Origin of the sequence: Lysobacter soli (genome assembly GCF_009755585.1) — a bacterium.
GTDB lineage: Bacteria > Pseudomonadota > Gammaproteobacteria > Xanthomonadales > Xanthomonadaceae > Lysobacter_J > Lysobacter_J soli.
In genome coordinates this window covers 2,644,939-2,667,098 of sequence record NZ_CP046603.1, presented here as the reverse complement: position 1 = coordinate 2,667,098, position 22,160 = coordinate 2,644,939, and the positions used below count along the sequence as shown (strand labels likewise).

The following is a 22,160-nucleotide window of genomic DNA, read 5'->3' as shown; positions in this document are numbered from 1 at the left end:
GCCCGACGTCGCGTCGACGCGTACGTGCGTTCGGAACGCCCCAAACGAAAAACGCCGGCATCGGCCGGCGTTTTCTGTTTCAGCAACCGCATCGCTGCGGAATTGGTCGGGGAGACAGGATTTGAACCTGCGACTTCTACGTCCCGAACGTAGCGCTCTACCAGGCTGAGCTACACCCCGACTGCTGAGCCGCAAATTCTAGTCAGTTCGGCGGGGGCGAGGCAAGGGGTCTCATGCAATTTCCTTCAGGTCGGTGGCGCCGCGCTGGGGGAAGGGCGGGCGCAACCGCTAAACTGTGGGGGTTCCCGTCCCCTTCAGCGACGCGCCGCGCAGGCGCCGCCGCCCGATCCACTGGAGTTCCGCTTGATCAAGCCGCGTACCCCGCCCGGGGTCATGGAGCTGCTGCCTCCTGACCAGATCGCTTTCCAGCGCATGCTGGACACGATCCGCCGAAATTTCGAACGCTTCGGCTTCCTCCCGGTGGAAACGCCGGTGATGGAGCTGTCGGAGGTGCTGCTGACCAAGTCCGGCGGCGAGACCGAGCGGCAGGTGTATTTCGTGCAGTCCACCGGCGCGCTCGGCAAGGCCGAAAGCGGGACCGGCGAGGGCATGCCGGAACTGGCGCTGCGCTTCGACCTGACCGTGCCGCTGGCGCGCTTCGTCGCCGAGCACGAGCACGAGCTCGCGTTCCCGTTCCGCCGCTACCAGATGCAGCGCGTGTACCGCGGCGAGCGCGCCCAGCGCGGCCGCTTCCGCGAGTTCTACCAGTGCGACATCGACGTGATCGGCAAGGACGCGCTGAGCGTGCGCTTCGATGCGGAACTGCCGGCGGTGATCCATTCGGTGTTCAGCGAGCTGGACATCGGCGCGTTCACCATCCAGCTCAACAACCGCAAGCTGATGCGCGGCTTCTTCGAGGCGCAGGGCGTCTCCGACGGCGAACTTCAGGCGCTGGTGCTGCGCGAAGTCGACAAGCTCGACAAGCGCGGCGAGGACTACGTGCGCGAGACGCTGACGGGTGAAGGCTTCAACCTGCCGGCCGACGGGGTCGAGAAGATCCTCGACTTCGTGAAGGTGCGCTCCACCTCGCACGCCGATGCCATCGCGCAGCTGGACGCGCTGGGCGAAGGCAACGACTCGCTGCGCGAGGGCGTGGCCGAACTGCGCGAAGTGCTGGAACTGGTGCGCGCACTCGGGGTGCCGGAAACGCACTACGCGCTCAATTTCTCGATCGCGCGCGGCCTGGACTACTACACCGGCACCGTCTACGAGACCACGCTCAACGATTACCCGCAGATCGGTTCGATCTGCTCGGGCGGCCGTTACGAAAACCTCGCCAGCCACTACACCAAGTCGAAGCTCCCGGGCGTCGGCATCTCGATCGGCCTCACGCGTCTGTTCTGGCAGCTGCGCGAAGCCGGCCTGCTCGGCAAGGCGACCGGCAGCACGGTGCAGGCAATGGTCGCGCTGATGGATGCCGATTCGCTGCCCGACGCGCTGGACATCGCGCGTCGCCTGCGCGCAGCGGGCATCAACACGGAAATGCAGATGGAAGCGCGCAAGATCGGCAAGCAGTTCCAGTACGCCTCGCGTGCCGGCATCCGCTTCGTCGTGCTCACCGGCGAGGACGAGCGCGCACGCGGCGTGGTCGCGGTGAAGGACCTGCTGCGCGAGGAACAGTTCGAAGTCGCGCGCGAGGAGCTTGCAAGCACGCTGCGCGTCGAACTCGAGCAGGCCCAGGTACTCGCCGGTCGCTGAGCCCTGATCCTCCCCTGTTCGCAGGGGAGGACGCCGAAACCATTACGGAACCTCCATGAAACCGATCCGACTCGACGGCCGTTCCCTCACCCGAGCACAACTGGTCGATGTCGCCTACGGCGCGCACGTCGAGCTGGCGCACGAGCAGCTTCCGACCGTGGCGCGCGCCGCGGCGTTCCTGGCCGAACAGGTGGGGCGCGAAGAGCCGATCTACGGCGTTTCCACCGGTTTCGGGAGCAACGCCGACCGCCTGCTCGGCAACCATCGCCTTCGCGACGAATTGCCGGGCAGCACGCGTTCGAACGAAACGCTGCACGAGGAACTGCAGCGCAACCTGATCGTCACGCACGCGGTGTGCGTGGGCGAACCGTTCGCGCCGGAGATCGTCCGCGCGATGCTGTGCATCCGCATCAATACGCTGATGCGCGGGCATTCGGGCATCCGCGTGGAAACCCTCCAGGCGCTGACCTCGATGCTCAACGCCGGCATCGTGCCGGTCGTGCCGCAGCTGGGTTCGGTCGGCGCGTCGGGCGACCTGGCGCCGTTGTCGCACCTGGCGATCGTGCTGCTCGGCGGTGGCGAAGCGTTCTTCGAAGGCCAGCGGATGCCGGGCGCTGAAGCGCTGCATCGCGCGGGCCTGTCGCCGATCACGCTGTCGTACAAGGAAGGCCTCGCGCTCAACAACGGCACCGCGCAGATGCTCGCCTGTGGCGTGCTCGCGCTGGACAAACTCGAAGACCTGCTCGACACGGCCGACCTCGCCGCGGCGATGACCATCGACGCCTTCGCCGGGCGCCTGGGCGCGTTCGCCGAGGAAGTGCATGCGCTGCGCCCGCATCCGGGCCAGGTGCACAGCGCGGCGAACCTGCGCATCCTGCTGCAGGGCTCGACGCTTGCCGACATTCCGTACCACCTCGTGCCGAAGTTCCGCGCGTGGCAGCCCGGCAGCTGGGACACCGTGCAGGCGCAGTCGCTGCGGTTCGACATCGGCTGGGACTGGGTGCCGATGGCGCAGCGCCACGGTCGCGAGAAGTTCTATCGCCGCTTCCGTCCGTTCCGCGGTGGCAAGAAGCACCAGCCGCAGGACAGCTACTCGCTGCGCTGCATCCCGCAGGTGCACGGCGCGGTGCGCGACGCGATCGCGCAGGCGGCGCGCGTGCTCGACATCGAACTCAACGCGCTGACCGACAACCCCATCGTGTTCCCCGATGCGAAGGCCGAGTTCGTCGAGCAGCAGGTGATTTCCGCCGGCCATTTCCACGGCATGCCGCTCGCGCTGGCGATGAGCTACGTGAAGGCGGCCATTCCCGTGCTGGCGAGCATTTCCGAGCGCCGCCTCAACAAGCTCGTCGATCCGGCCACGAACGACGGCCTGCCGGGTTTCCTCATCGGCAACGAGGATTCCACCGAGTCCGGCCACATGATCGTGCAGTACACGGCCGCGGCGATCGTCAACGACCTGGCGAGCCGTGCGCATCCGGCCTCGGTGTATTCGATCCCGACCAGCGCGAACGCTGAAGACCACGTGTCGATGGGCGCGAACGAGGCACGCCACGTGCTGTCGATGGCGGACGACCTGGGCAAGGTGATCGCGCTGGAGCTGTACACCGCCGCGCAGGCGCTGGACCTGCGTCGCGACATGATCAACGCCGCGCGCGATCTCGCGAACCGTGCCGATGCGACCGCGCTCGCGGCCAAGATCGCCGGCGGTCCGACGCCGGGCACGCTGGAATACGACGCCTTCCTCGACGAAGTGGAAGCGCTGCGCGCCGAGCTTGCGGCCGCGGACGAGTTCCAGCCGGGCCGCGCCGTGGCAGCCGCGCATGCGGCGATCCGCCGTGAGATTCCGTTCCTCGATCGCGATCGCGCACTCGACGGCGAAGTCGCCACCGCGGTGCGCCTGGTGAAGGACGGCACGATCCTGGGCGCGGCGCGCAGCTGAGCGTTGATTCAAGCCCTCTCCCGCAAAGGGGGAGGGTCGGGGTAAGTGCCCGCAGTCATGCCATTTCCCCGTGCGACGTGCGCACGCAATCGCGCCCGTCCGCCTTCGCGCGATACAGCGCCTGGTCGGCCAACTGCAACAACGGATCGACGCCGCCAAACGCGGGCGATCCGGCGGCGTGCACGCCGATGCTCGCTGTCACCGTGATCTCGAAGGCACCGCTGCGGAACGGCGATTCGCGCAAGTGATGGCGCAGGTCCTCGGCGACCTGCGCCGCGGCGGTGAGGTTCAGGCCGGGCAGCACGACGACGAATTCCTCGCCGCCGAATCGCGCCAGCAGCGCATCCTGGTGAGGGCGCAGCGCATGGCCCAGCGTACGCGCCGCCCAGCGCAGGCATTCGTCGCCGATCAGATGCCCGTAGCGGTCGTTGATCGACTTGAAGTTGTCCAGGTCGATCATCAGCAGCGACAGCGGACGGTGATGCTCGCGCGCCTGCCGGAGCAATGCATCGAAGCGCTCGCGGAAATGCGTGCGGTTGTGCAGTCCGGTCAACGCGTCGCGCTGGCTGGATTCGCGCAGCCGCGCATGCGCATCTTCCAGCTGCACCAGCGCGCTTCGAAGTTCCGTGGTGCGCAGTTCGACCTTGTGCTCCAGTTGCGCCTTCGCCTCGCTGACGATGCGTTCGTTCTCGTTGCGGAACTGCGCATAGCGGTGACCCAGCGCGATCGACAGCAGCAGCATTTCCAGGGCCGAGCCGATCTGCACGCCGTATTCGGTGAAGAAGGTTTTCGGCGCCAGGCCGAACGCCACGGCGACGAACAATCCCGTCCCCAACAGGAACATCGCCCACGCCAGCAGGAACAGCCGCGCCGGCGCATAACCGCGACGCACCATCGCCACCGATGCGATCGCGATCCACGCGATGCTCGGCAGCACCGCGGCGCCGGCGACGGGCGTGGCGATGTGGTACGGCAACCACGTCGACGCCACGCCCAGCAGCGCGAAGAACGCGATCAGCAGCAGGCTGACGCGATCGCCGCGTGGCCACTGTTCGCGCAGGCCGAGGAACACGCGCGCGAACTGCTGCATGCCGATCTGCGCCAGGCATGCCGACAACGGCACCATGCGGTCGTTCAACCATGTCGAGCCGGGCCACAGGTATTCGAAGCCCAGGCCGTTGAGCGTGAACAACACCAATCCGAACGCCGACAGGTGCACCAGGTACCAGAAGTAGCTGGCATCGCGCAGGCTGAGCCATAGCGCCATGTTGTAGAAGAACAGCGCCAGCAGGATCCCGTAGTACGCACCGATGACGAACTGCGCATCGCGCGCGGCCTCGGCGAAGGCCGGCAGCGTGAACAGCGAGAGCGGCACCTGCATCGAGCTTTCGCTCTGCACGCGCACGAATACGTCCACCGGCTCGCCGGGTGGAAGCGTCAGCAGGAAGTTCGGATGCCGGTAGAGGATGCTTCGCGCGGCGAACGGCAGATGGTCGCCGCCTGCCTGCACCGTGATGCGGCCGTCCGCATGGCGCGCGTACACGTCGATGCGGTCGCTCAGTGCGTAGTGCTGGACCAGCAGCCACCGCGTCTCGGGGTTGTCGCGGTTGACCACGCGAACATGGAACCAGAACGCGCCGTCGTGGAAACCGAGCGAGGTTCGGCCGCCGGGCAGGGCCTGGAAGCGACCGTCGTCGAGCCACCGCATCGCCGTGCCGATATCACCGGTCGCGGGTTCGTCGTGGAGGTACTGCATGGCCGGCGCGAGATCGACCTGGGCCGTCTGCCGCCCCAGTTCGATGGTTGCCGCCGACGCGGACGCTGTCGACCACGCAAGCGCGAGCAGCGCCGCGAGGCAGAGGCGGACCCAGACAGGCGCACGTTCCATGTCGTCCCTTCGGCCGCTGCTCATGCGGTGGCCGATCGTTGGCGTTGGCGTGGGACCGGCAGGGCGGCGAGCCCGCGCTGGCGGCCCGGCGGGCGGTCGTGACGCGGCCATCACTATCGCCGCGGACCGTGTGAACGCGGCGTTCAGGCTTGGCGGCCATCGGGCTGACGGCGGTTGACGGCTGCCCGGTTCGAATGTTCCAATGTATTAACGCGTTAATACATTGAGTCGGGATGAAGCGTCGTCCTTTGGAAAACGAGCGCAGCGCCGAGAACCTCGGCTTCCTCGCCGCGGCACTGGCGAGCCTGCAGACGGTCGAGGAGGTTCAGGCCTTCCTCGAAGACCTGTGCACGCCCGCCGAGCTCGAAGCGATGGGCGACCGCTGGCGCGTGGTGCCGCTGCTGCAGGACAACGTCCCGTATCGCGAAATCCACGAGCGCACGCAGGTAAGCGTCACCACCATCGGTCGCGTCGCGCGCACGCTCGAACGCGGCGCCGGCGGCTACGGCGTCGCCGCGGCCCGACTTTCCACGCCTCCCGCCGCGCTCAACGCCGGCTGATCCGCATCGGTTCCCAGAGATCCCCATGAGTCCCTCCCCCAACACGCCGGCGCGCGATCGCCTGCGCATCGCGATCCAGAAGTCCGGCCGGCTGGCCGATCCGGCCCGCGCACTGCTGACCTCCTGCGGCCTGAGCTGGCGCGAAAGCCGCGACCGCCTGTTCTGCTACGGCGAATCGCTGCCGGTCGACCTGCTGCTGGTGCGCGACGACGACATCCCGGGCCTCATCGCCGAAGGCGTCTGCGACCTCGGCATCGTCGGACGCAACGTGCTGCTCGAGCAGGGCTACGACCGTGCGGCGGGCGGCAGCGCGCCGACCTTCCGCGAATGGCGTGCGCTCGGGTTCGGCGGTTGCCGCCTCGCGCTTGCCGTGCCGGACGGCTGGGACTGGCAGGGGCCGGAGCAACTCGCCGGCAAGCGCATTGCCACGAGCTACCCGGCGTCGCTGACGCGCTGGCTGGCCGAGCAGGGCATCGACGCGAAGGTCGTGCTGCTGTCGGGGTCGGTCGAAATCGCACCGCGCCTCGGCCAGGCCGACGCGATCTGCGACCTGGTCTCCAGCGGCGCGACGCTCGCGGCGAACCAGCTCAAGCCGGTGACGACGCTGCTGGAAAGCGAAGCGGTGCTCGCCGGCCCGGCCGAAGCGCTCGACGCCACGCGCGGCGAACTCGCCGAGATGCTGCTGCGCCGCCTCGATGGCGCACTGCGCATCCGCCACAGCAAGCTGCTGCTGTTCCAGGCGCCGCGCCGCGTGCTGCCCGACCTGCTGCCGCTGCTGCCCGACGCGGAAACGCCCACGGTGATGCGCCTGGACGACGGCGACGACCTCGCCCTGCAGGCCCTCTGCCACGGCGCGGTGACGTGGCAGCGGCTGGAAGAACTCAAGCGTGCCGGCGCGCGTGGCCTGATGGTGTTACCGGTGGAGGGCATGCTGGCATGAACGCCGTCCCGTCCTCCGACGAACTGATGCGCCGCGTCGACTGGCGCCTGCTCGACACGCGCACGCAGGCGCAACTGCTGCGTCGCCCCGCGCAGGTGACGTCGAGCACGACGGCGAGCACCGTCGCCTCGATCATCGGCGAGGTGCGCGACAGCGGCGACTCGGCGCTGCGTGCATTCGGCGAGCGTTTCGACGGCTTCGCGCCGGTCGATTTCGCCGTGGGCAGCGCCGAATTCGCCGAAGCCGAAGCCTCGCTGTCGGCCGGGCTCCGCGCCGCCATCGACGAAGCGGCCGAGCGCATCGCCGCGTTCCACCGTGCAGGCATGACCGCGCCGTACAGCGTCGACACCGCGCCCGGCGTGCGTTGCGAACGCGTGCTGCGGCCGATCCAGCGCGTGGGCCTGTACGTGCCCGCAGGCTCGGCGCCGCTTCCGTCGACCGCGCTGATGCTCGGCGTCCCCGCGCGCCTGGCCGGCTGCCCCGACATCGTGCTGTGCACGCCGCCGCGTCGCGACGGAACGGCAGACCCCGCCGTGCTCTACGCCGCGAAGCGCTGCGGCATCACGCGCGTGTTCAAGATCGGCGGCGCGCAGGCGATCGCCGCGATGGCCTACGGCACCGCGAGCGTCCCGCGTTGCGACAAGCTATTTGGCCCCGGAAACGCCTACGTCACCGAAGCCAAGCGGCAGGTCGCCATGGACGTCGATGGCGCGGCGATCGACATGCCCGCCGGGCCGTCGGAAGTGCTGGTGATTGCCGACTTCGGCGCGAATCCCGCCTTCGTCGCCGCCGACCTGCTGTCGCAGGCCGAGCACGGCCCGGATTCGCAGGTGCTGCTGCTGAGCGACGATGACAGGCTGCTCGACGCGGTGAGCGAACAGCTCGCATCGCAGCTGGAGCAGCTGCCGCGCGCGGACATCGCGCGTCGGGCATTGCAGTCGTCCAGCGCGATCCGCGTGGAGTCGATCGAACAGGCGCTGGCGATCAGCAACCGTTACGCGCCCGAGCACCTGATCCTCGCGCTCCGCGACGCGCGCGCCGCGTTGCCGCAGGTCACCGCCGCCGGTTCCGTCTTCCTCGGCGACTGGGCGCCCGAAGCGCTGGGCGACTACTGCAGCGGCACCAACCACGTCCTGCCGACCAGCGGCGCGGCACGCTTTGCGGGTGGGCTGAATGTGGCGAGCTTCCAGGTGGCGATCACCGTGCAGGAAGTGCAGCCGCGCGGCATCGAAGCCATCGGCCCGTGCGCGGTGGAACTCGCGCGCGCGGAAGGCCTGGATGCGCACCTGCAGGCGGTCGCGCTGCGGCTGCAGGCGGTGGCGTCGTGAACGTCGCCATCGACACGAACCTCGGCACGAGCCCGCTCGCGCTGGTGCGCGCGGACCTGCGCGATTTCAGCGGATATCGCTCCGCTCGCAGCGACAAGCTCGAGGGCGAAGTGTGGCTCAACGCCAACGAATCGCCGTGGCCGAACCTCGCCGACCGCGAAGGCTCGCTGCGCCGCTATCCCGATCCACAGCCGCAGGCGCTGCGTGACGCGCTCGCCGCACTCTACGAGTGCGCGCCGGAGCAACTGCTCGCCGGACGCGGCAGCGACGAAGGCATCGACCTGCTCGTGCGCGCGCTCTGCCGGCCCGGCAACGACGCGATCGTGGTCAGCACGCCGACCTTCGGCATGTATGCGGTGAGCGCGCGACTGCACGGCACGCGCGTGATCGACGTGCCGTTGCGCGAAACCGAGGGCGAGTGGCGCAGCGATTTCAACGCGCTCGCCGACGCCGCGATCGCGCAGGACGCACGCATCGTCTTCCTGTGCTCGCCGGGAAATCCGACCGGCGCGCTGCTGCCGATCGGCGAGATCGCCGCGCTCGCCGCGCGCCTTGCCGGGCGCGCGCTCGTCGTCGTCGACGAGGCCTACATCGAGTTCGCCGACGCGCCTTCCGCGATCCGGCTCATCGGAACGCATCGAAACGTGGCCGTGCTTCGCACCTTGTCGAAGGCGCACGCGCTCGCCGCGGCGCGCATCGGCACGGTGATCGCCGACGCCGAACTCATCGACGTGCTGCGCCGCTGCCAGGCGCCGTATCCGCTGCCTTCCGCATGCACCGATGAGGCGCTGCGTGCGCTGGGCCGCGATGCCGCATTGCAGACGCGCACGCGCATCGCGATGGTGCGCGCCGAACGCGACGCGCTCGCGCAGCGGCTTGCAAGCGCACCCGGCGTTCGCCGCGTGTACGCCTCGCGTGCGAATTTCGTGCTCGTGCGCTTCGATGACGCTCAATCCGCGTTCGAGCGCCTGCTCGCCGCGGGCGTGGTGGTTCGCGACATGCGCGCCGCGCCCGGTCTGGGCGATGCACTGCGCATCAGCCTGGGCACGCCGCAGCAGAACGCGTCGGTGCTGTCGATCCTGGAGGCGCGCGCATGAGCACGCCGATCCTGTTCGTCGATCGCGACGGCACGCTGATCGAGGAGCCGTCTGACTTCCAGATCGACCGCTTCGACAAGCTCCGCTTCGTGCAGGGCGTGATTCCCGCGATGCTCCGCCTGCGCGATGCGGGCTATCAGTTCGTGATGGTGACCAACCAGGACGGGCTGGGTACCGACGCATTCCCGCAGGCGGATTTCGACGGCCCGCACGGCCTGATGATGCAGATATTCGAAAGCCAGGGCATCGTCTTCCGCGACGTGCTGATCGACACGAGCCTGCCCGCGCAGAACGCCCCGACGCGCAAGCCCGGCATCGCGCTTGCCACGCCGCTGTTGCAGGATCGCGGCATCGACTGGTCGCGCTCGGCGATGGTCGGCGATCGCGAAACCGACAATGCATTCGCGCGCAACCTCGGCATCCGCGCCTTCCAGTTGCGCACGCCGCAGTTCGGCGGCGACTGGGACTGGAGTTCGATCGCGCATGAGCTCGCCGATGCGCCGCGCATCGCGCGCGTGCAGCGCAACACGCGTGAAACGCGCATCGAGGTCGCCATCGATCTGGATCGCACTGCCGAGCCGAAGATCGCGACGGGGCTCGGCTTCTTCGATCACATGCTCGAGCAGATCGGCAAGCACGGCGGCATCGCGCTCGAGCTGCGCTGCGAGGGCGACCTGCACATCGACGAGCACCACACGGTGGAGGACAGCGCGCTCGCGCTCGGGCAGGCGCTGCGCGAGGCGCTCGGCGACAAGCGCGGCATCGGGCGTTATGGCTTCACGCTGCCGATGGACGAATCGCTGGCGAGCGCGGCGCTCGATTTTTCCGGCCGACCGTACTTCGTGTTCGACGGTGGGTTCGCGCGCGATCGCGTCGGCGGCTTGCCGACCGAGCTGGTGCCGCACTTCTTCCGCTCGGTGTGCGACGGGGCCGGGCTCAACCTCAATCTTCGCGTACAAGGCGACAACGACCACCACAAGGTCGAAGCCTGCTTCAAGGCCTTCGCGCGCGCGTTGCGCCAGGCGGTGAAGCGCGAAGGGCGTGAACTCCCCAGCACGAAGGGGACGCTGTGACCGACGTCGTCCTCATCGACTGGGGCGGGGGAAACATCGGCTCCGTGCGCTACGCGCTCGACCGCCTCGGCGCGCGTTCCGTGCTCAGCCGCGATGCCGACACCATCGCGAATGCGCCGCGGGTGATCCTGCCCGGCGTCGGCGCGGCGGCGCCCGCGATGCAGCGCCTGCATGAGCTCGACCTCGTCGATACGATCCGCGCGCTCGAAGCCCCGCTGCTGGGCATCTGCCTGGGCATGCAATTGCTTTATGAATCCTCGGAGGAAGGCGAAGTGGAAGGGCTGGGCGTGCTGAAGGGACGCATCGAACGCATCGCGCCCAGGCCGGGCGTGCGCGTGCCGCACATGGGCTGGAACCGCCTGCGATGCGAGCGCTCCTCTGCGCTGCTGGACGGCATCGAAGACGGTGAATGGGCCTATTTCGTGCACGGTTTCGTCGCGCCGCTGAGCGCGGACACGCTGGCCAGCAGCGACTACGGCAGCGGGTTCACCGCCGTCGCCGGGCGCGGGCAGCGCTTCGGTGCGCAGTTCCATCCCGAACGTTCGGCGGCGACGGGCCAGCGCCTGCTCGCGAACTTCCTCGCGATGGAGGCGGCATGAACGCGCTCGCTTCCACGAGAGAACCCACGGATTTCGAACTCTATCCCGCGATCGACGTGCGCGATGGTCGCGTGGTGCGGCTGTACCAGGGCGATTACGGGCGCGAGACACGCTATGCGCCGCCGCCGCTGGAGCTCGCGTCGCAGTACGCGGACAGCGGCGCGCGCTGGCTGCATCTGGTCGACCTCGACGCCGCGCGCGAAGGCGGCTACACGCTGCGTCCGTTCGTGCGCGAGCTGGTCGCGACGACCGGCTTGAACGTGCAGACCGGCGGCGGAGTGCGCAGCGAGGACGATGTCGCGCTGATCCTCGATGCCGGCGCGCAACGCGTGGTCGTCGGCTCTCTCGCCGTGCGCGAGCCCGATCGCGTGCTGCGATGGATCGAACGTTTCGGCGCCGATCGCATCACGGTGGCGCTCGACGCGCGCCAGGATGCGTCCGGCGCGTGGCGACTACCCACGGCGGGCTGGACACAGGACAGCGGCGTCGAGCTCGAATCGCTGGTGCGGCGCTTCGCCGACGGCGGACTAGTGCACCTGCTGTGCACCGACATCGCGCGCGACGGCATGCTCGCCGGGCCGAACCTGTCGCTCTATCGGCATCTGTCGACGCTCGCGCCCGCGTTGCGCGTGCAGGCGTCCGGCGGCGTCCGCGACATCGACGACATCGAAGGCGCGCGCGACGCAGGATGCGCGGGCGCGGTGCTCGGCAAGGCGCTGATCGAAGGCCGATTCGCCCTCGACGAAGCGCTGCGGAGGGCGCGCTCATGCTGAGCCGCCGCATCGTGCCCTGCCTGGATGTGCGCGACGGCCGCGTCGTCAAGGGCGTGAAGTTTCGCGATCACGTCGACATGGGCGACATCGTCGAACTCGCGCTGCGTTATCGCTACGAAGGGGCCGACGAACTCGTCTTCTACGACATCACCGCCAGCCCGGAAGGGCGCAGTGTCGATCGGCAATGGGTCGAGCGCGTTGCACGCGTGATCGACATTCCGTTCTGCGTCGCCGGCGGCATCCGCTCGGTGGACGACGCGCGCGCCGTGCTGCATGCCGGTGCGGACAAGGTGTCGATCAACACGCCAGCGCTGGATCGCCCCGAACTGATCGGCGAGATCGCCGAGGTGTTCGGCGTGCAATGCGTCGTGGTCGGCATCGACAGCCTGCGGGACGAGGACGGGCAGTGGCGCGTGCGGCAATACACTGGCGATCCGTCGCGGACGCGCGCGCTTGCGAAACGCACGCTGGACTGGGTGGTCGAAGCGCAGGAACGCGGCGCCGGCGAGATCGTCCTCAACTGCATGGGCAGCGACGGCGTGCGTGAAGGCTACGACCTTGAGCAGCTACAAGCCGTGCGCGAACGTTGCATGGTCCCGCTGGTCGCCTCCGGCGGCGCGGGAACGGCGGCGCACTTCGTGCAGGCCTTCGCGGAAGCCGATGTCGATGCCGCGCTCGCCGCGAGCGTGTTCCACTCCGGTGCGGTAAGAATCCCCGAACTCAAACGGCACCTGCGCGCGCAGGGTATCGAGGTGCGCGATGTCGCTTGAACTGGCGCCCGAGGCCATCGACGCCCTCGCGTGGAACAAGCAGGGCGGCCTGCTGCCCGCCATCGTCCAGGATGCCGACACGTTGCGCGTGCTGATGCTGGGCTACATGGATGTGACTGCGTTGCGCACGACGCTGGACAGCGGCCACGTGACCTTCTTCAGCCGCAGTCGCAACACGCAGTGGACCAAGGGCGAGACCTCGGGGCACTTCCTCGATGTCGTCGCGATCGACGTGGATTGCGACAACGACACGCTGCTGGTGACCGCGCGTCCGCACGGCCCGACGTGCCATCTCGGTCGCGAGAGCTGCTTCCCTGACGCGCCGGCGGCGTCCTCGTCGTTCGTGCGTGAACTCGATGCGCTCATCGCCGCGCGCGAGCAGGAGCGTCCCGCCGGCAGCTACACCACCAAGCTGTTCGAAGGCGGCATCCGCCGCATCGCGCAGAAGGTGGGCGAGGAGGGCGTCGAGACCGCGCTGGCGGCCGTCGCGCAGTCGGATGAGGAACTGCTCGGCGAGGCCGGCGACCTGCTTTATCACCTGCTCGTGTTGCTGCGCGCGCGAGGGCTCGGGCTCTCCGACGTGGAAACCGTGCTTCGGGCGCGTCACGCCGGCTGAGGCAAGGCGGCGACTTCCGGCGGACATCCGCGCAGACGATAATCGCGCGAACCCTCAGCGCGAGTCGTCCATGCCGAACGCCGTTCCCGCCGTCCTCATCGCCCTGCTGGCTGCATCGACCGGCGCGGCGGCGCAATCCACCGTGACCGGCAGCGTGTTCGACGATGCGAACGGCAACGGGCAGCGCGACAGTCGCGAGCGCGGCATCGCCGGCGTGAAGGTCTCGAACGGGCGCGAACTGGCGATCACCGACGCGCAGGGGCGATACACGCTGCCGACGCGCGCGGAAAGCACGTTGTTCGTGGTGAAGCCACCGCAATACGCGACCGCGACGGGCGCGAATGGACTGCCGCTGTTCTGGCATCACCTGTTTCCGGAAGGTTCGCCTACGCTCCGGTTCGGCGGCATCGCCGCGACCGCGCCGCAAGCGTCGTACGACTTCGCGCTGCATCGCGCGCCCAAGCGCAAGGGCGACCTGAAGATGCTCGTGTTCGGCGATCCGCAGCCGAAGAGCGTGGTGGACGTGGGCTATTACGAGCGCGACATCGTCGAGCCGCTGGCCGGGCATCACGACGCGCAACTCGGCCTGAGCCTGGGCGATATCGTCAACGACGATCTGTCGCTGTATCCGGCGATGAACAGCGTCACGGCGAAGCTCGGCGTGCCGTGGCTGCACGTCGCCGGCAATCACGACCTGGACTTCGACGCCAAGCGCGACGAGGACGCGCTGCTCGGCTTCCGCAACGCGTTCGGCCCCGATACGTACGCGTGGGAAGAGCCGCAGGCGAGCTTCATCGTGCTCGACGACGTGGTGTACATGCCGGGGAAGAAGCCGACCTACGTCGGCGGGCTGCGCGAGGACCAGCTCGCGTTCCTCGACGCCTACCTGGCGACGTTGCCGAAAGAGCGCCGCGTCGTGATTTCCGTGCACATCCCGTTCTTCGAGCCGGTGCCGGGCGTGGAGACGTTCCGTCGCGCCGATCGCGATCGTCTGTTCGCAATGCTCAAGGATCGTCCCAACGTGTTGCTGCTCAGTGCGCACACGCACAACCAGCGCCACTACTTCCACGACGCGTCCACCGGTTGGCATGGAGCGAAGCCGTTGCACGAGTACAACGTCGGCGCGACGTGCGGCGCGTTCTGGTCGGGCGTGAAGGACGCGCAGGGAATTCCAGACACGACGATGAGCGACGGCACGCCCAACGGCTACGCGTGGGCGACGTTCAGGCCGGACGGTTCGTACTCGCTGCGCTACCAGATCGCGCGCGGCCCGAAGGACGAGGCGATCGGCCTGCATGCGCCGAAGGTGTTGCGCCGCGGTGCGTGGCCGGCGTTCGGCGTGTTCGCGAACGTGTTCATGGGGGATGCGGACAGCCGCGTCGAATACCGCATCGACGACGGCGACTGGAAGCCCATGAAGCGCGTCGAACAGCCGGATCCGCGGCTGGTCGTCGAGAACGTCGCCGACGACACGGCGACCTCATTGCGCGGCTACGACCGTTCGCCGGAAGCCGATCCGTCCACGCACCTGTGGCGCGGCGCCCTGCCGACCGATCTCGCGCCTGGTGAACATCGCATCGAAGTGCGCGCGTTCGACCGCTGGCAGGGCGAACAGCGCGCACAATCGAGTTACCGCCTGGAAGACGCCACGGAGTAGGAGCGATGACCACGCCGCTGCCGACGGATCTGCCGATCAAGCTGTTCAAGACCGAAGCGGCGTGGGAAACGTGGCTCGCCGCCAATGGCGACGCGCCGGGCGTGTGGCTGAAGATCGCGAAGAAGGACACCGGCGCGACGTCGGTGAGCTATTCGCAGGCGCTCGACGTGGCGCTGTGCCACGGCTGGATCGACGGTCTCAAGCGCAGCTGCGATGCGCAGTATTTCCTGCAGCGCTTCACGCCGCGCAAGGCGAAGAGCCTCTGGTCTAAGCTCAACATCGCGCGTGTCGAAAAGCTCGTCGACGCCGGGCGCATGCAGCCAGCTGGGCTCCGTGAGGTCGAAGCGGCGAAGGCGGATGGCCGCTGGGATGCGGCGTACCAGTCGGCGAGCGTCATGGATGTTCCGCCTGAATTCGCCGCCGCGCTGGCGAAGAACGCGAAGGCGCGCAAGGCGTTCGAAGCGCTGGATCGCACCAACCGCTACGCGTTCTGCTGGCGCGTGCACACGGCGAAGAAGGCGGAAACGAAGGCGGCGCGCGTGGAGAAGTTCGTCGCGATGCTGCTGCGTGGCGAGAAGATCCACGGGTGACTGCATCGTCCTCGTCATTCCAGCGGAAGCTGGAATCCATTTGATTCCCTAGCAGCCTTCACGCGAAACGGGCGCGTGAAATGCGTTGCAGTCCCGCCATCGCGGAATGACGGCAGGTGGAAACGACGAGTGGGTCAGCTCACCGAAACGTCTGCGAACGTCTCCACGCGCGCATGCCCATGCGTCGCGTCGCCGGTGCGCGGCGTTGGATAGTCGTCGAGACGGTCAATGAGGACGGTTTGCAGTCCGGCCTCACGCGCGGCGTCGAGTTCCTCGACCACGTCCGAGAGGAACAGGATCTCCGGCGCCGGGATGCCGATGGACTCGACGATGTTGCGATAGCTCTGCGCGTCGCGCTTGCCGCCCATCTCGGTGTCGTACCAGCCGGAGAACAGCGGCGTCAGGTCGCCCGCGTCGCTGTGGCCGAAGAACAGGCGCTGCGCCGGCACGCTGCCGGAGGAATACACGTACAGCGGCAAGCCGGCCGCGTGCCAATCCTGAAGCGACTTCGCCGCATCGGGGTAGATGTGGGCGGTGAAATCGACGTTGCGGTAGCCGTCGGCCCAGATCATGCCCTGCAGCGCCTTCAGCGCGGTGTGCTTGCGGTCCTCGTCGATCCAGCCCTGCAGCACTTCCACGATCACCTCGTCCTGGCAGATGCCGCCGTTCTCGGCCGCCACCGCGTCGAGCCACTTGCGCACGCCCGGTTCCTTGCCACGCGCGGCCACGAAGCGGGGCAGGGCGCGGCGCGCGTACGGGAACAGCACGTCCTTCACGAACGAGATGCTGCTGGTGGTGCCTTCGATGTCGGTGAGGATCGCGCGGATGGTCATGAGGCGAGCAGTGAGTGAGGAGAAGTGCGGAGTGAGAACGGCAGGGCAGGTGCGGAACGAGCGCGGAGCTCACTCCTCACTCCTCTCCACTCGTTCCTCGGCGTCAGTCCGCCTGGCCCTTCTCGTAACGCGGGAAACGCTGGGCGATGTCGGTGCCGGTGAAATGGCCGACCCAGCCGTCCGGCTCGGTGAAGAAGCGGATGGCGACGAAACTCGGCTCCGGGCCCATGTCGAACCAGTGCTTCGTGCTGTCGGGCACGGCAATCAGGTCGCCCTGCTCGCACTTCACCTCGTACACCTCGCCGTCCACGTGCAGGGTGAACAGGCCGGAGCCGGCGACGAAGAAGCGCACCTCGTCTTCCTTGTGGAAGTGTTCGTCGAGGAACTTGGTGCGCATCGTCTCGCGCTGCGGGTTGTCGGGCGCGATGCTCACCACGTCGACGGTCTTGAAGCCGTGCTGTGCGACGAGGCGATCGATGTCGGCACGGTAGGCGTCCATGATCTTCTCGGACGCATCGCCCGGCGCAACCGGCGCGTTGGCCTGCCACTGTTCGAAGGCGACGCCGATTTTCTTCAGTTCGACCGCCATCTCGGCGTGGTCGGACGTGGACAGGCGCGGGTTGGACGGATCGTTCTCGGCAAAGATGCGCAGGCGGCTCATCGCTGCAGTCTCCTCAGTTCAAGCTCGCAGCCGAGCAGGAATTCGAATGCTTCAAGGTGGCGCCGGGCTTCCGGCATGTCGCGGCCCCAGGCATACAGGCCATGGCCGTCGATCAGGTATCCCCACATCGCCCGGCGGTCGAGCAGGCAGTCGACCTGCGCGGCCAGCGTGTTCATGTCCTGGCTGTTGGGCAGCACGGGAAGATCGAGGCTGATTTCGTGGGTGGTGTTGCCGGAGAAGGCTTTCAAGAGTTCGTAGCCTTCCAGGTGCACGTGGCCGGGGCCGGCGTACAGCCTGGACGCGACGGTCTGGACCTTCGAGTGCGTGTGCAGGACGCAGCCGATCTCCGGGAAGCGCTTGTACAGCTGCGTGTGCAGCAGCGTCTCGGCGGAGGACTTCTGGGTGGTCGCGACCGGCACGCCGTCGAGATCGACCACCATGATGTCGGCCTCGGTCAGCTTGCCCTTGTCGCGCCCGGAGACCGTGATGGCGACGTGCTGCTCGTCCATGCGGCGCGAGAAGTTGCTGCTGGTCGCCGGCGTCCAGCCCAGCGCGGACAGCTCGCGCACGTTCACGATGATTTCCCCGGCGCAGTGCGCCAGGCGCTGGGGATCGTAGGGGAGGGGGGCGTTCATGACCGCAAGTGTAGCGGACGGGCGGTAAGGGACCGTTCCGGAAGGGGAAATCCGGCGTGCCGCCCACGGAAAGCTGCGGCGGATGCCGCCTCGCGACGATCTCCCGCGCCCGGAAACGACGTAGGCGCCGCTTGGGCGCCTTCGTGTGTGCATCCCGTCGTGCGTCAGCCTCGACGCAGGCGGCTGTGCCGGTAGCCGTACAGGAAGTAGATCAGGAAACCGACACCCGTCCATACGGCCATCAGGAACCAGTTGTGCGCCGTCATCGTCGACAGCAGCGCCAGGCAGCTGAGGATGCCGGCGCCGCAGATCAGCCACGCCGCCGGAATGCGGAACGGACGCGGCAGGTCCGGCTGGGTGCGGCGCAGGATCAGCACACCGCCGCAGACCGCGGCGAAGGCGATGAGCGTGCCCATCGACGTCAGCTCGCCGAGCACGTCGAGCGGGAACAGCGCGGCGAGCAGCGCGATGCCGATGCCGGTGATCACCGTGTTGATGTGCGGCGTGCGGTACTCCGGGTGAATCTTCGTGAACACCGGCGGCAGCAGGCCGTCGCGCGCGATGATCATGAAGATGCGCGGCTGGCCGATGATCATCACCAGCACCACCGACGACAGGCCGATCAGCGCGCCGATTTCCACCACCACGCGCAGCCAGCCCAGTTCGGGATGCGCCGCGACGGCGGTGACGACCGGTTCATCGGTGCCGAGCAGGTTGAACGGCACCAGGCCGGTCATGACCGCGGCCATCGCGATGTACAGCACCGTGCAGATCGCGAGCGAGGCGAGCATGCCGATGGGTAGGTCGCGCTGCGGTTTGTGGGATTCCTGCGCGGCGACGGACACCGCCTCGAAGCCGATGTAGGCGAAGAACACCATCGAGGCGCCGCGCAGCACGCCTTCCCAGCCGTATTTGCCGGGTCCTTCGTTCTCGGGAATGAAGGGGTGCCAGTAGTCGGGATTCACGTATTTCCAGCCGACGAAGATCACCAGCAGGATCAGGCCCGTCTTGAGCACCACCATCGCCATGTTCATCGCCGACGACTTGCGGATGCCGACGTAGCAGAGCCATGTCAGCAGCAGCACGATGGCCGCCGCGGGAAGGTTCGCGATCGAGCCGGTGGGACGCAGTTGTGCGTCGAGTGGCGCACTGACCAGCTCCCTCGGCAAGGTGATGTCGAAATGCTGCAGCAGGCTCAGGAAGTAGCCGGTCCAGCTGACCGCAACCGCCGAGGCCGAGACGCCGTATTCGAGTACGAGCATCCATCCGATGAACCACGCGGCCAGTTCGCCCAGCGTCGCGTAGGTGTAGGTGTAGGCGCTGCCGGAGACCGGCACCATCGACGCGAATTCGGCGTAGGCCAGCGCGCAGAAGGTGCAGCAGATCGCCGCGAGGACGAAGGACAGCATGATCGCCGGGCCGGCGTGGTTCGCCGCGGCCTGGCCGGTGATGACGAAGATGCCGCCGCCGATGACGGCGCCGATGCCCAGCGCGGTCAGGCCCCACGGGCCGAGCGTGCGGTGAAGGCTCAGGCCTTCGGCATCGGAATGAGCGGCGTGGGGATGCTTGGTCGCCCAGAGTTGTCGGAACATCGTGATTCCCGAAGCCGGCACACGCGATGGCCGGCCGAATGTGGAGCCGAAAGGAACGAGGCCGGCGGGAATGCCGCCGGCCTCGTAGTCGCATCAGGGATCAGCGCGCCGCCTGGCGCACCTTGCTGTTGCGGAAGCCGTAGAAGAAGTAGATCAGCAGGCCGATGACGGTCCAGCCGGTCATCAGCGGCCAATGCTCGGAGAACGGCTTCCAGAACAGGTAGAGGCACGCCGCGGCGCCGAGCGGGCAGATGATCGCGGCGGCGGGGACGCGGAACGGACGCGGCAGATCCGGGCGGCTCTTGCGCAGCACCAGCACGCCGATGGACACCGTGGCGAATGCGAGCAGCGTGCCCATCGACACCAGCTCGCCGAGCAGGCCGATCGGCAGGAAGCCGGCCAGCAGGCAGGCGAACACGCCGACGTAGATCGTGCCCATGTACGGCGTCTGGAACTTCGGGTGCACCTTCGCGAAGACCTTCGGCAGCAGGCCGTCCTTCGCCATCGAATAGAAGATGCGCGGCTGGCCCATCAGCATGACCAGGATCACCGAGCTCAGGCCGGCGATGGCGCCGAGTTCGACGACGTGCTTGAGCCAGAGCAGCGACGGATAGGCTTCCAGTGCCGTGGCGACCGGCTTCGGCGTGCTCAGCTGCGGGTAGGGCAGCAGGCCCGTCAGCACCAGCGCCACGATGATGTAGATGATCGTGCAGATGACCAGCGAGCCGAGGATACCGATGGGCATGTCGCGCTGCGGGTTCTTGGCTTCACCGGCGGCGGTGGAGACCGCATCGAAGCCGATGTACGCGAAGAACACCACCGACGCGCCGCGGATGATGCCGTCGATGCCGTAGCGACCCGGTCCCTGGTTCTCGGGGACGAAGGGCACCCAGTTGTCCGGGTTGACGTACTGCGCGGCGAAGGCGACGAACATCACGATCACGATGACCTTGATTGCCACGATGACCGAGTTCACGATCGCCGACTGCGTGATGCCCACGTAGCACAGGCCGCTGAGCGCGGCGACGATGAACACCGCCGGCAGGTTGATCAGGCCGCCCGTGTAGACGATCGAGCCTTCCACCACGTTGAGCGGCGCCGCGGCCAGCGAGGCCGGCAGGGCCATGTTGAACGAGCCGAGGAAGCTGTTGAGGTAGCCCGACCAGCCCACCGCGACCGTGGACGCGGCGAACATGTATTCGAGCACCAGGTTCCAGCCGATGAACCAGGCGACGAACTCGCCCAGCGTGGCGTAGGAATAGGAGTAGGCGCTGCCCGAGACCGGCAGCATCGCCGCGAACTCCGCATAGCACAGGCCCGCGAGGGCGCAGGCGAAGCCGGCGATGATGAAGCTGATCACGATGGCCGGGCCGGCGTGTTCGGCGGCGGCATGGCCGGAGAGGACGAAGATACCCGCGCCGATCACGGCGCCGATGCCCAGCATGACCAGTTGCGTTGCGGTGAGCGAACGTTTGAGGGTCGCCTCGCCCTGGAGGCTGCCTTCTACGGGCTCACCGGCGTCGACGTGCCCGGCAGGCTCGACCGGCTTGGTGAGGAACAGGTTCTTGAACATCGAATTCCCCTGGGAATGGAAGATCTGCGCCCGTTCAGGCGGGCGGTGGAGCGTATGGCCGTGGGGGGCGGGCCACCATAACCCACGCGGGAAAGCACCGGCAAGCGCGCGAGGTCACGGTTGGAACCACCTGCGAGGCGCCCTCGCGCCACGGTGTCGCGAGGGCGCCGGGTCGATCAGAACACCATGTTGACGGCCACCTGCGGAGCGAAGATCGCCGCCGCGTTGCGACCATCCAGCGAGACCTGCGCGCCGGCGATGAGGCCGATGCGATCGGTGAAGTTGTATTCCACGGCAGGTGCGAGCGACAGGCGCCAGGACGATGGCAGTTCGGTGTCGTACGCGGAGCGCTCGCCCGCCGAGGAGGTAACCGTGCCGCGCACGTGCGCACCGCGGTCCTGTTCGTAGATGACGTCCGTCGCCACGACCCATTCGGGGTTGAAGCTGTATTCCAGGCCGATGCTGGCCTGCGACGCGGCATGCAGTTCGGCGCGACCTCGGAAGCCGTCCGGCGTCCCGTAGGCGCTGCCGCCGTCGAGTGAGGCGTGCGCGCCGGGCAGGCGCCAGCCGACGTTGAAGCGACCGCGCAGGTTCCGGTCGGCGAGGAAGTAGGCCTGTCCGCCAAGCGACAGCTGCGTGGTCGGCGCGCCGCTTCCCGTCGCTTCGGCGAGGCCGTGGCGGCCGAGCTGGTCGGACTCGCCCGTGGTGAGGTTCTGCTTGATCGCGGCGGTCAGCGACGAGTTGTTCCGGTCGCTGCTCGCGAGCAGGTACGACGCCGACACGCTGGTGTCGCCGAGTTCCCACGTGCGGCCGCCCGACGGCGTGGACGCGTCGACCGCGGAGAACGTGGCGCCGACGCCAACGCGATCGGTCAGGCCGTAGCCCACCGGAACGACGAGCGCCCAGCCATCCGGCACGCCGTCAGCGTGATGGCGGTTGCCGTGTTCGTCGTAGAAGCCGTGGACCTGAGTGTTGATGAGGTACGGCTCGACGTTGGCCAGCCCCTTCGGCAGCGGCGGACCGCCGGTGGCGAGCGGGCCGGTGAAGCGCACGTCGGGCTCGGCAGAGACGCCGGTGTCGGCATGCGCATGCGATGCCGCGAACAGGCCCAGCGCCAGACTGGCGGCGGTGGTGAATGCGCGCGCCGACGGCGTGCGGTGCAACTTGGAACGGGATGCTGCCATGTGGCCTTCTTGCGTTGAGGAACGCCACAGACGTTGCCGACCGCCGACGCGCGCTTGCATCGGACGATTCCGAAAATCGTCAGCTGACGGT

The 22,160-nt window shown here is 68.1% G+C and carries 20 protein-coding genes and 1 tRNA gene; 13 read left to right on the top strand and 8 right to left on the bottom strand.

Annotation, left to right across the window (positions count from 1 at the left end; genetic code table 11):
* Positions 1-103: 103 nt before the first annotated feature.
* Positions 104-180 (bottom strand) — tRNA-Pro (locus GOY17_RS12115).
* A 183-nt stretch (positions 181-363) separates the two neighbouring features.
* On the opposite strand from GOY17_RS12115, the gene hisS reads away from it, so the two are divergent.
* The gene (gene hisS, locus GOY17_RS12110) at positions 364-1,758 is read left to right on the top strand and encodes a histidine--tRNA ligase (RefSeq protein WP_157030598.1); all 1,395 of its coding nucleotides are present in this window, start codon (positions 364-366) and stop codon (positions 1,756-1,758) included.
* A 55-nt stretch (positions 1,759-1,813) separates the two neighbouring features.
* Positions 1,814-3,700: an HAL/PAL/TAL family ammonia-lyase gene (locus GOY17_RS12105; protein ID WP_157030597.1), complete on the top strand. Its 1,887-nt coding sequence runs from the start codon at positions 1,814-1,816 to the stop codon at positions 3,698-3,700.
* 55 nt (positions 3,701-3,755) lie between these two features.
* On the opposite strand, the gene GOY17_RS12100 is transcribed toward GOY17_RS12105, so the two are convergent.
* The gene (locus GOY17_RS12100; RefSeq protein ID WP_198173678.1) at positions 3,756-5,588 is read right to left on the bottom strand and encodes a sensor domain-containing diguanylate cyclase; all 1,833 of its coding nucleotides are present in this window, start codon (positions 5,586-5,588) and stop codon (positions 3,756-3,758) included.
* Positions 5,589-5,821: 233 nt separating this feature from the next.
* Between GOY17_RS12100 and GOY17_RS12095 the strand changes: the two genes are divergently transcribed.
* The 11 genes from GOY17_RS12095 (at position 5,822) to GOY17_RS12045 (ending at position 15,591) form a co-directional block, all read left to right on the top strand.
* Positions 5,822-6,148, top strand: coding sequence for a YerC/YecD family TrpR-related protein (locus GOY17_RS12095; protein WP_115844612.1), 327 nt, complete (start codon positions 5,822-5,824; stop codon positions 6,146-6,148).
* Positions 6,149-6,173: 25 nt separating this feature from the next.
* Positions 6,174-7,088, top strand: a complete 915-nt coding sequence (gene hisG / locus GOY17_RS12090; RefSeq protein ID WP_157030595.1) for an ATP phosphoribosyltransferase — start codon at positions 6,174-6,176, stop codon at positions 7,086-7,088.
* Between the two features lie 26 nt (positions 7,089-7,114).
* Positions 7,115-8,416 (top strand): histidinol dehydrogenase, encoded by a 1,302-nt coding sequence (gene hisD, locus GOY17_RS12085; protein WP_157031713.1) that lies wholly within the window; start codon positions 7,115-7,117, stop codon positions 8,414-8,416.
* Positions 8,413-9,513 (top strand): histidinol-phosphate transaminase, encoded by a 1,101-nt coding sequence (gene hisC / locus GOY17_RS12080; RefSeq protein WP_232338418.1) that lies wholly within the window; start codon positions 8,413-8,415, stop codon positions 9,511-9,513. Before hisD ends, hisC begins: the two co-directional genes overlap by 4 nt.
* Positions 9,510-10,586 carry a bifunctional histidinol-phosphatase/imidazoleglycerol-phosphate dehydratase HisB gene (gene hisB / locus GOY17_RS12075; RefSeq protein WP_157030593.1) on the top strand — a complete coding sequence of 359 codons (1,077 nt, stop codon included), beginning with the start codon at positions 9,510-9,512 and terminating at the stop codon, positions 10,584-10,586. The genes hisC and hisB overlap by 4 nt, the downstream gene beginning before the upstream one ends.
* The gene (gene hisH, locus GOY17_RS12070; RefSeq protein WP_157030592.1) at positions 10,583-11,185 is read left to right on the top strand and encodes an imidazole glycerol phosphate synthase subunit HisH; all 603 of its coding nucleotides are present in this window, start codon (positions 10,583-10,585) and stop codon (positions 11,183-11,185) included. The genes hisB and hisH overlap by 4 nt, the downstream gene beginning before the upstream one ends.
* Entirely contained in the window at positions 11,182-11,958 is a 777-nt protein-coding gene (gene hisA, locus GOY17_RS12065; protein WP_157030591.1) for a 1-(5-phosphoribosyl)-5-[(5-phosphoribosylamino)methylideneamino]imidazole-4-carboxamide isomerase, read from the top strand. The genes hisH and hisA overlap by 4 nt, the downstream gene beginning before the upstream one ends.
* Positions 11,952-12,728, top strand: coding sequence for an imidazole glycerol phosphate synthase subunit HisF (hisF, locus tag GOY17_RS12060; protein WP_157030590.1), 777 nt, complete (start codon positions 11,952-11,954; stop codon positions 12,726-12,728). The genes hisA and hisF overlap by 7 nt, the downstream gene beginning before the upstream one ends.
* Complete coding sequence (gene hisIE, locus GOY17_RS12055) at positions 12,718-13,344, top strand: bifunctional phosphoribosyl-AMP cyclohydrolase/phosphoribosyl-ATP diphosphatase HisIE (RefSeq protein ID WP_157030589.1); 627 nt, start codon at positions 12,718-12,720, stop codon at positions 13,342-13,344. Before hisF ends, hisIE begins: the two co-directional genes overlap by 11 nt.
* A 70-nt stretch (positions 13,345-13,414) precedes the next feature.
* Positions 13,415-15,001, top strand: coding sequence for a calcineurin-like phosphoesterase C-terminal domain-containing protein (locus GOY17_RS12050; RefSeq protein ID WP_157030588.1), 1,587 nt, complete (start codon positions 13,415-13,417; stop codon positions 14,999-15,001).
* A gap of 5 nt (positions 15,002-15,006) precedes the next feature.
* Positions 15,007-15,591 (top strand): YdeI/OmpD-associated family protein, encoded by a 585-nt coding sequence (locus GOY17_RS12045; RefSeq protein ID WP_157030587.1) that lies wholly within the window; start codon positions 15,007-15,009, stop codon positions 15,589-15,591.
* Positions 15,592-15,725: 134 nt separating this feature from the next.
* On the opposite strand, the gene mtnC is transcribed toward GOY17_RS12045, so the two are convergent.
* The 6 genes from mtnC to GOY17_RS12015 form a co-directional block, all read right to left on the bottom strand.
* The gene (mtnC, locus tag GOY17_RS12040; RefSeq protein ID WP_157030586.1) at positions 15,726-16,424 is read right to left on the bottom strand and encodes an acireductone synthase; all 699 of its coding nucleotides are present in this window, start codon (positions 16,422-16,424) and stop codon (positions 15,726-15,728) included.
* Between the two features lie 103 nt (positions 16,425-16,527).
* On the bottom strand, positions 16,528-17,085 hold the full coding sequence (locus tag GOY17_RS12035) for a 1,2-dihydroxy-3-keto-5-methylthiopentene dioxygenase (protein WP_157030585.1): 558 nt from the start codon (positions 17,083-17,085) through the stop codon (positions 16,528-16,530).
* On the bottom strand, positions 17,082-17,720 hold the full coding sequence (locus tag GOY17_RS12030; RefSeq protein ID WP_157030584.1) for a methylthioribulose 1-phosphate dehydratase: 639 nt from the start codon (positions 17,718-17,720) through the stop codon (positions 17,082-17,084). Before GOY17_RS12030 ends, GOY17_RS12035 begins: the two co-directional genes overlap by 4 nt.
* Before the next feature lie 164 nt (positions 17,721-17,884).
* Positions 17,885-19,312 (bottom strand): amino acid permease, encoded by a 1,428-nt coding sequence (locus GOY17_RS12025; RefSeq protein WP_115841791.1) that lies wholly within the window; start codon positions 19,310-19,312, stop codon positions 17,885-17,887.
* Positions 19,313-19,412: 100 nt separating this feature from the next.
* Positions 19,413-20,885, bottom strand: coding sequence for an amino acid permease (locus tag GOY17_RS12020; RefSeq protein ID WP_157030583.1), 1,473 nt, complete (start codon positions 20,883-20,885; stop codon positions 19,413-19,415).
* Positions 20,886-21,061: 176 nt separating this feature from the next.
* A complete protein-coding gene (locus tag GOY17_RS12015) occupies positions 21,062-22,069 on the bottom strand; it encodes a hypothetical protein (RefSeq protein ID WP_157030582.1) in 1,008 nt (335 codons plus the stop codon).
* Positions 22,070-22,160 lie beyond the last annotated feature (91 nt).

What these genes read in the sequence shown, in the direction of transcription:
- hisG (WP_157030595.1), top strand. Translation starts at nt 6,174, where the DNA reads ATGAGTCCCTCCCCCAACACGCCGGCGCGCGATCGCCTGCGCATCGCG.
- mtnC (WP_157030586.1), bottom strand. Translation starts at nt 16,424, where the DNA reads ATGACCATCCGCGCGATCCTCACCGACATCGAAGGCACCACCAGCAGC.
- GOY17_RS12015 (WP_157030582.1), bottom strand. Translation starts at nt 22,069, where the DNA reads ATGGCAGCATCCCGTTCCAAGTTGCACCGCACGCCGTCGGCGCGCGCA.
- GOY17_RS12020 (WP_157030583.1), bottom strand. Translation starts at nt 20,885, where the DNA reads ATGTTCAAGAACCTGTTCCTCACCAAGCCGGTCGAGCCTGCCGGGCAC.
- GOY17_RS12035 (WP_157030585.1), bottom strand. Translation starts at nt 17,085, where the DNA reads ATGAGCCGCCTGCGCATCTTTGCCGAGAACGATCCGTCCAACCCGCGC.
- GOY17_RS12105 (WP_157030597.1), top strand. Translation starts at nt 1,814, where the DNA reads ATGAAACCGATCCGACTCGACGGCCGTTCCCTCACCCGAGCACAACTG.
- hisIE (WP_157030589.1), top strand. Translation starts at nt 12,718, where the DNA reads ATGTCGCTTGAACTGGCGCCCGAGGCCATCGACGCCCTCGCGTGGAAC.
- GOY17_RS12100 (WP_198173678.1), bottom strand. Translation starts at nt 5,588, where the DNA reads ATGGAACGTGCGCCTGTCTGGGTCCGCCTCTGCCTCGCGGCGCTGCTC.
- GOY17_RS12050 (WP_157030588.1), top strand. Translation starts at nt 13,415, where the DNA reads ATGCCGAACGCCGTTCCCGCCGTCCTCATCGCCCTGCTGGCTGCATCG.
- hisF (WP_157030590.1), top strand. Translation starts at nt 11,952, where the DNA reads ATGCTGAGCCGCCGCATCGTGCCCTGCCTGGATGTGCGCGACGGCCGC.
- GOY17_RS12025 (WP_115841791.1), bottom strand. Translation starts at nt 19,312, where the DNA reads ATGTTCCGACAACTCTGGGCGACCAAGCATCCCCACGCCGCTCATTCC.
- hisB (WP_157030593.1), top strand. Translation starts at nt 9,510, where the DNA reads ATGAGCACGCCGATCCTGTTCGTCGATCGCGACGGCACGCTGATCGAG.
- hisA (WP_157030591.1), top strand. Translation starts at nt 11,182, where the DNA reads ATGAACGCGCTCGCTTCCACGAGAGAACCCACGGATTTCGAACTCTAT.
- GOY17_RS12030 (WP_157030584.1), bottom strand. Translation starts at nt 17,720, where the DNA reads ATGAACGCCCCCCTCCCCTACGATCCCCAGCGCCTGGCGCACTGCGCC.
- GOY17_RS12095 (WP_115844612.1), top strand. Translation starts at nt 5,822, where the DNA reads ATGAAGCGTCGTCCTTTGGAAAACGAGCGCAGCGCCGAGAACCTCGGC.
- GOY17_RS12045 (WP_157030587.1), top strand. Translation starts at nt 15,007, where the DNA reads ATGACCACGCCGCTGCCGACGGATCTGCCGATCAAGCTGTTCAAGACC.
- hisD (WP_157031713.1), top strand. Translation starts at nt 7,115, where the DNA reads ATGCGCCGCGTCGACTGGCGCCTGCTCGACACGCGCACGCAGGCGCAA.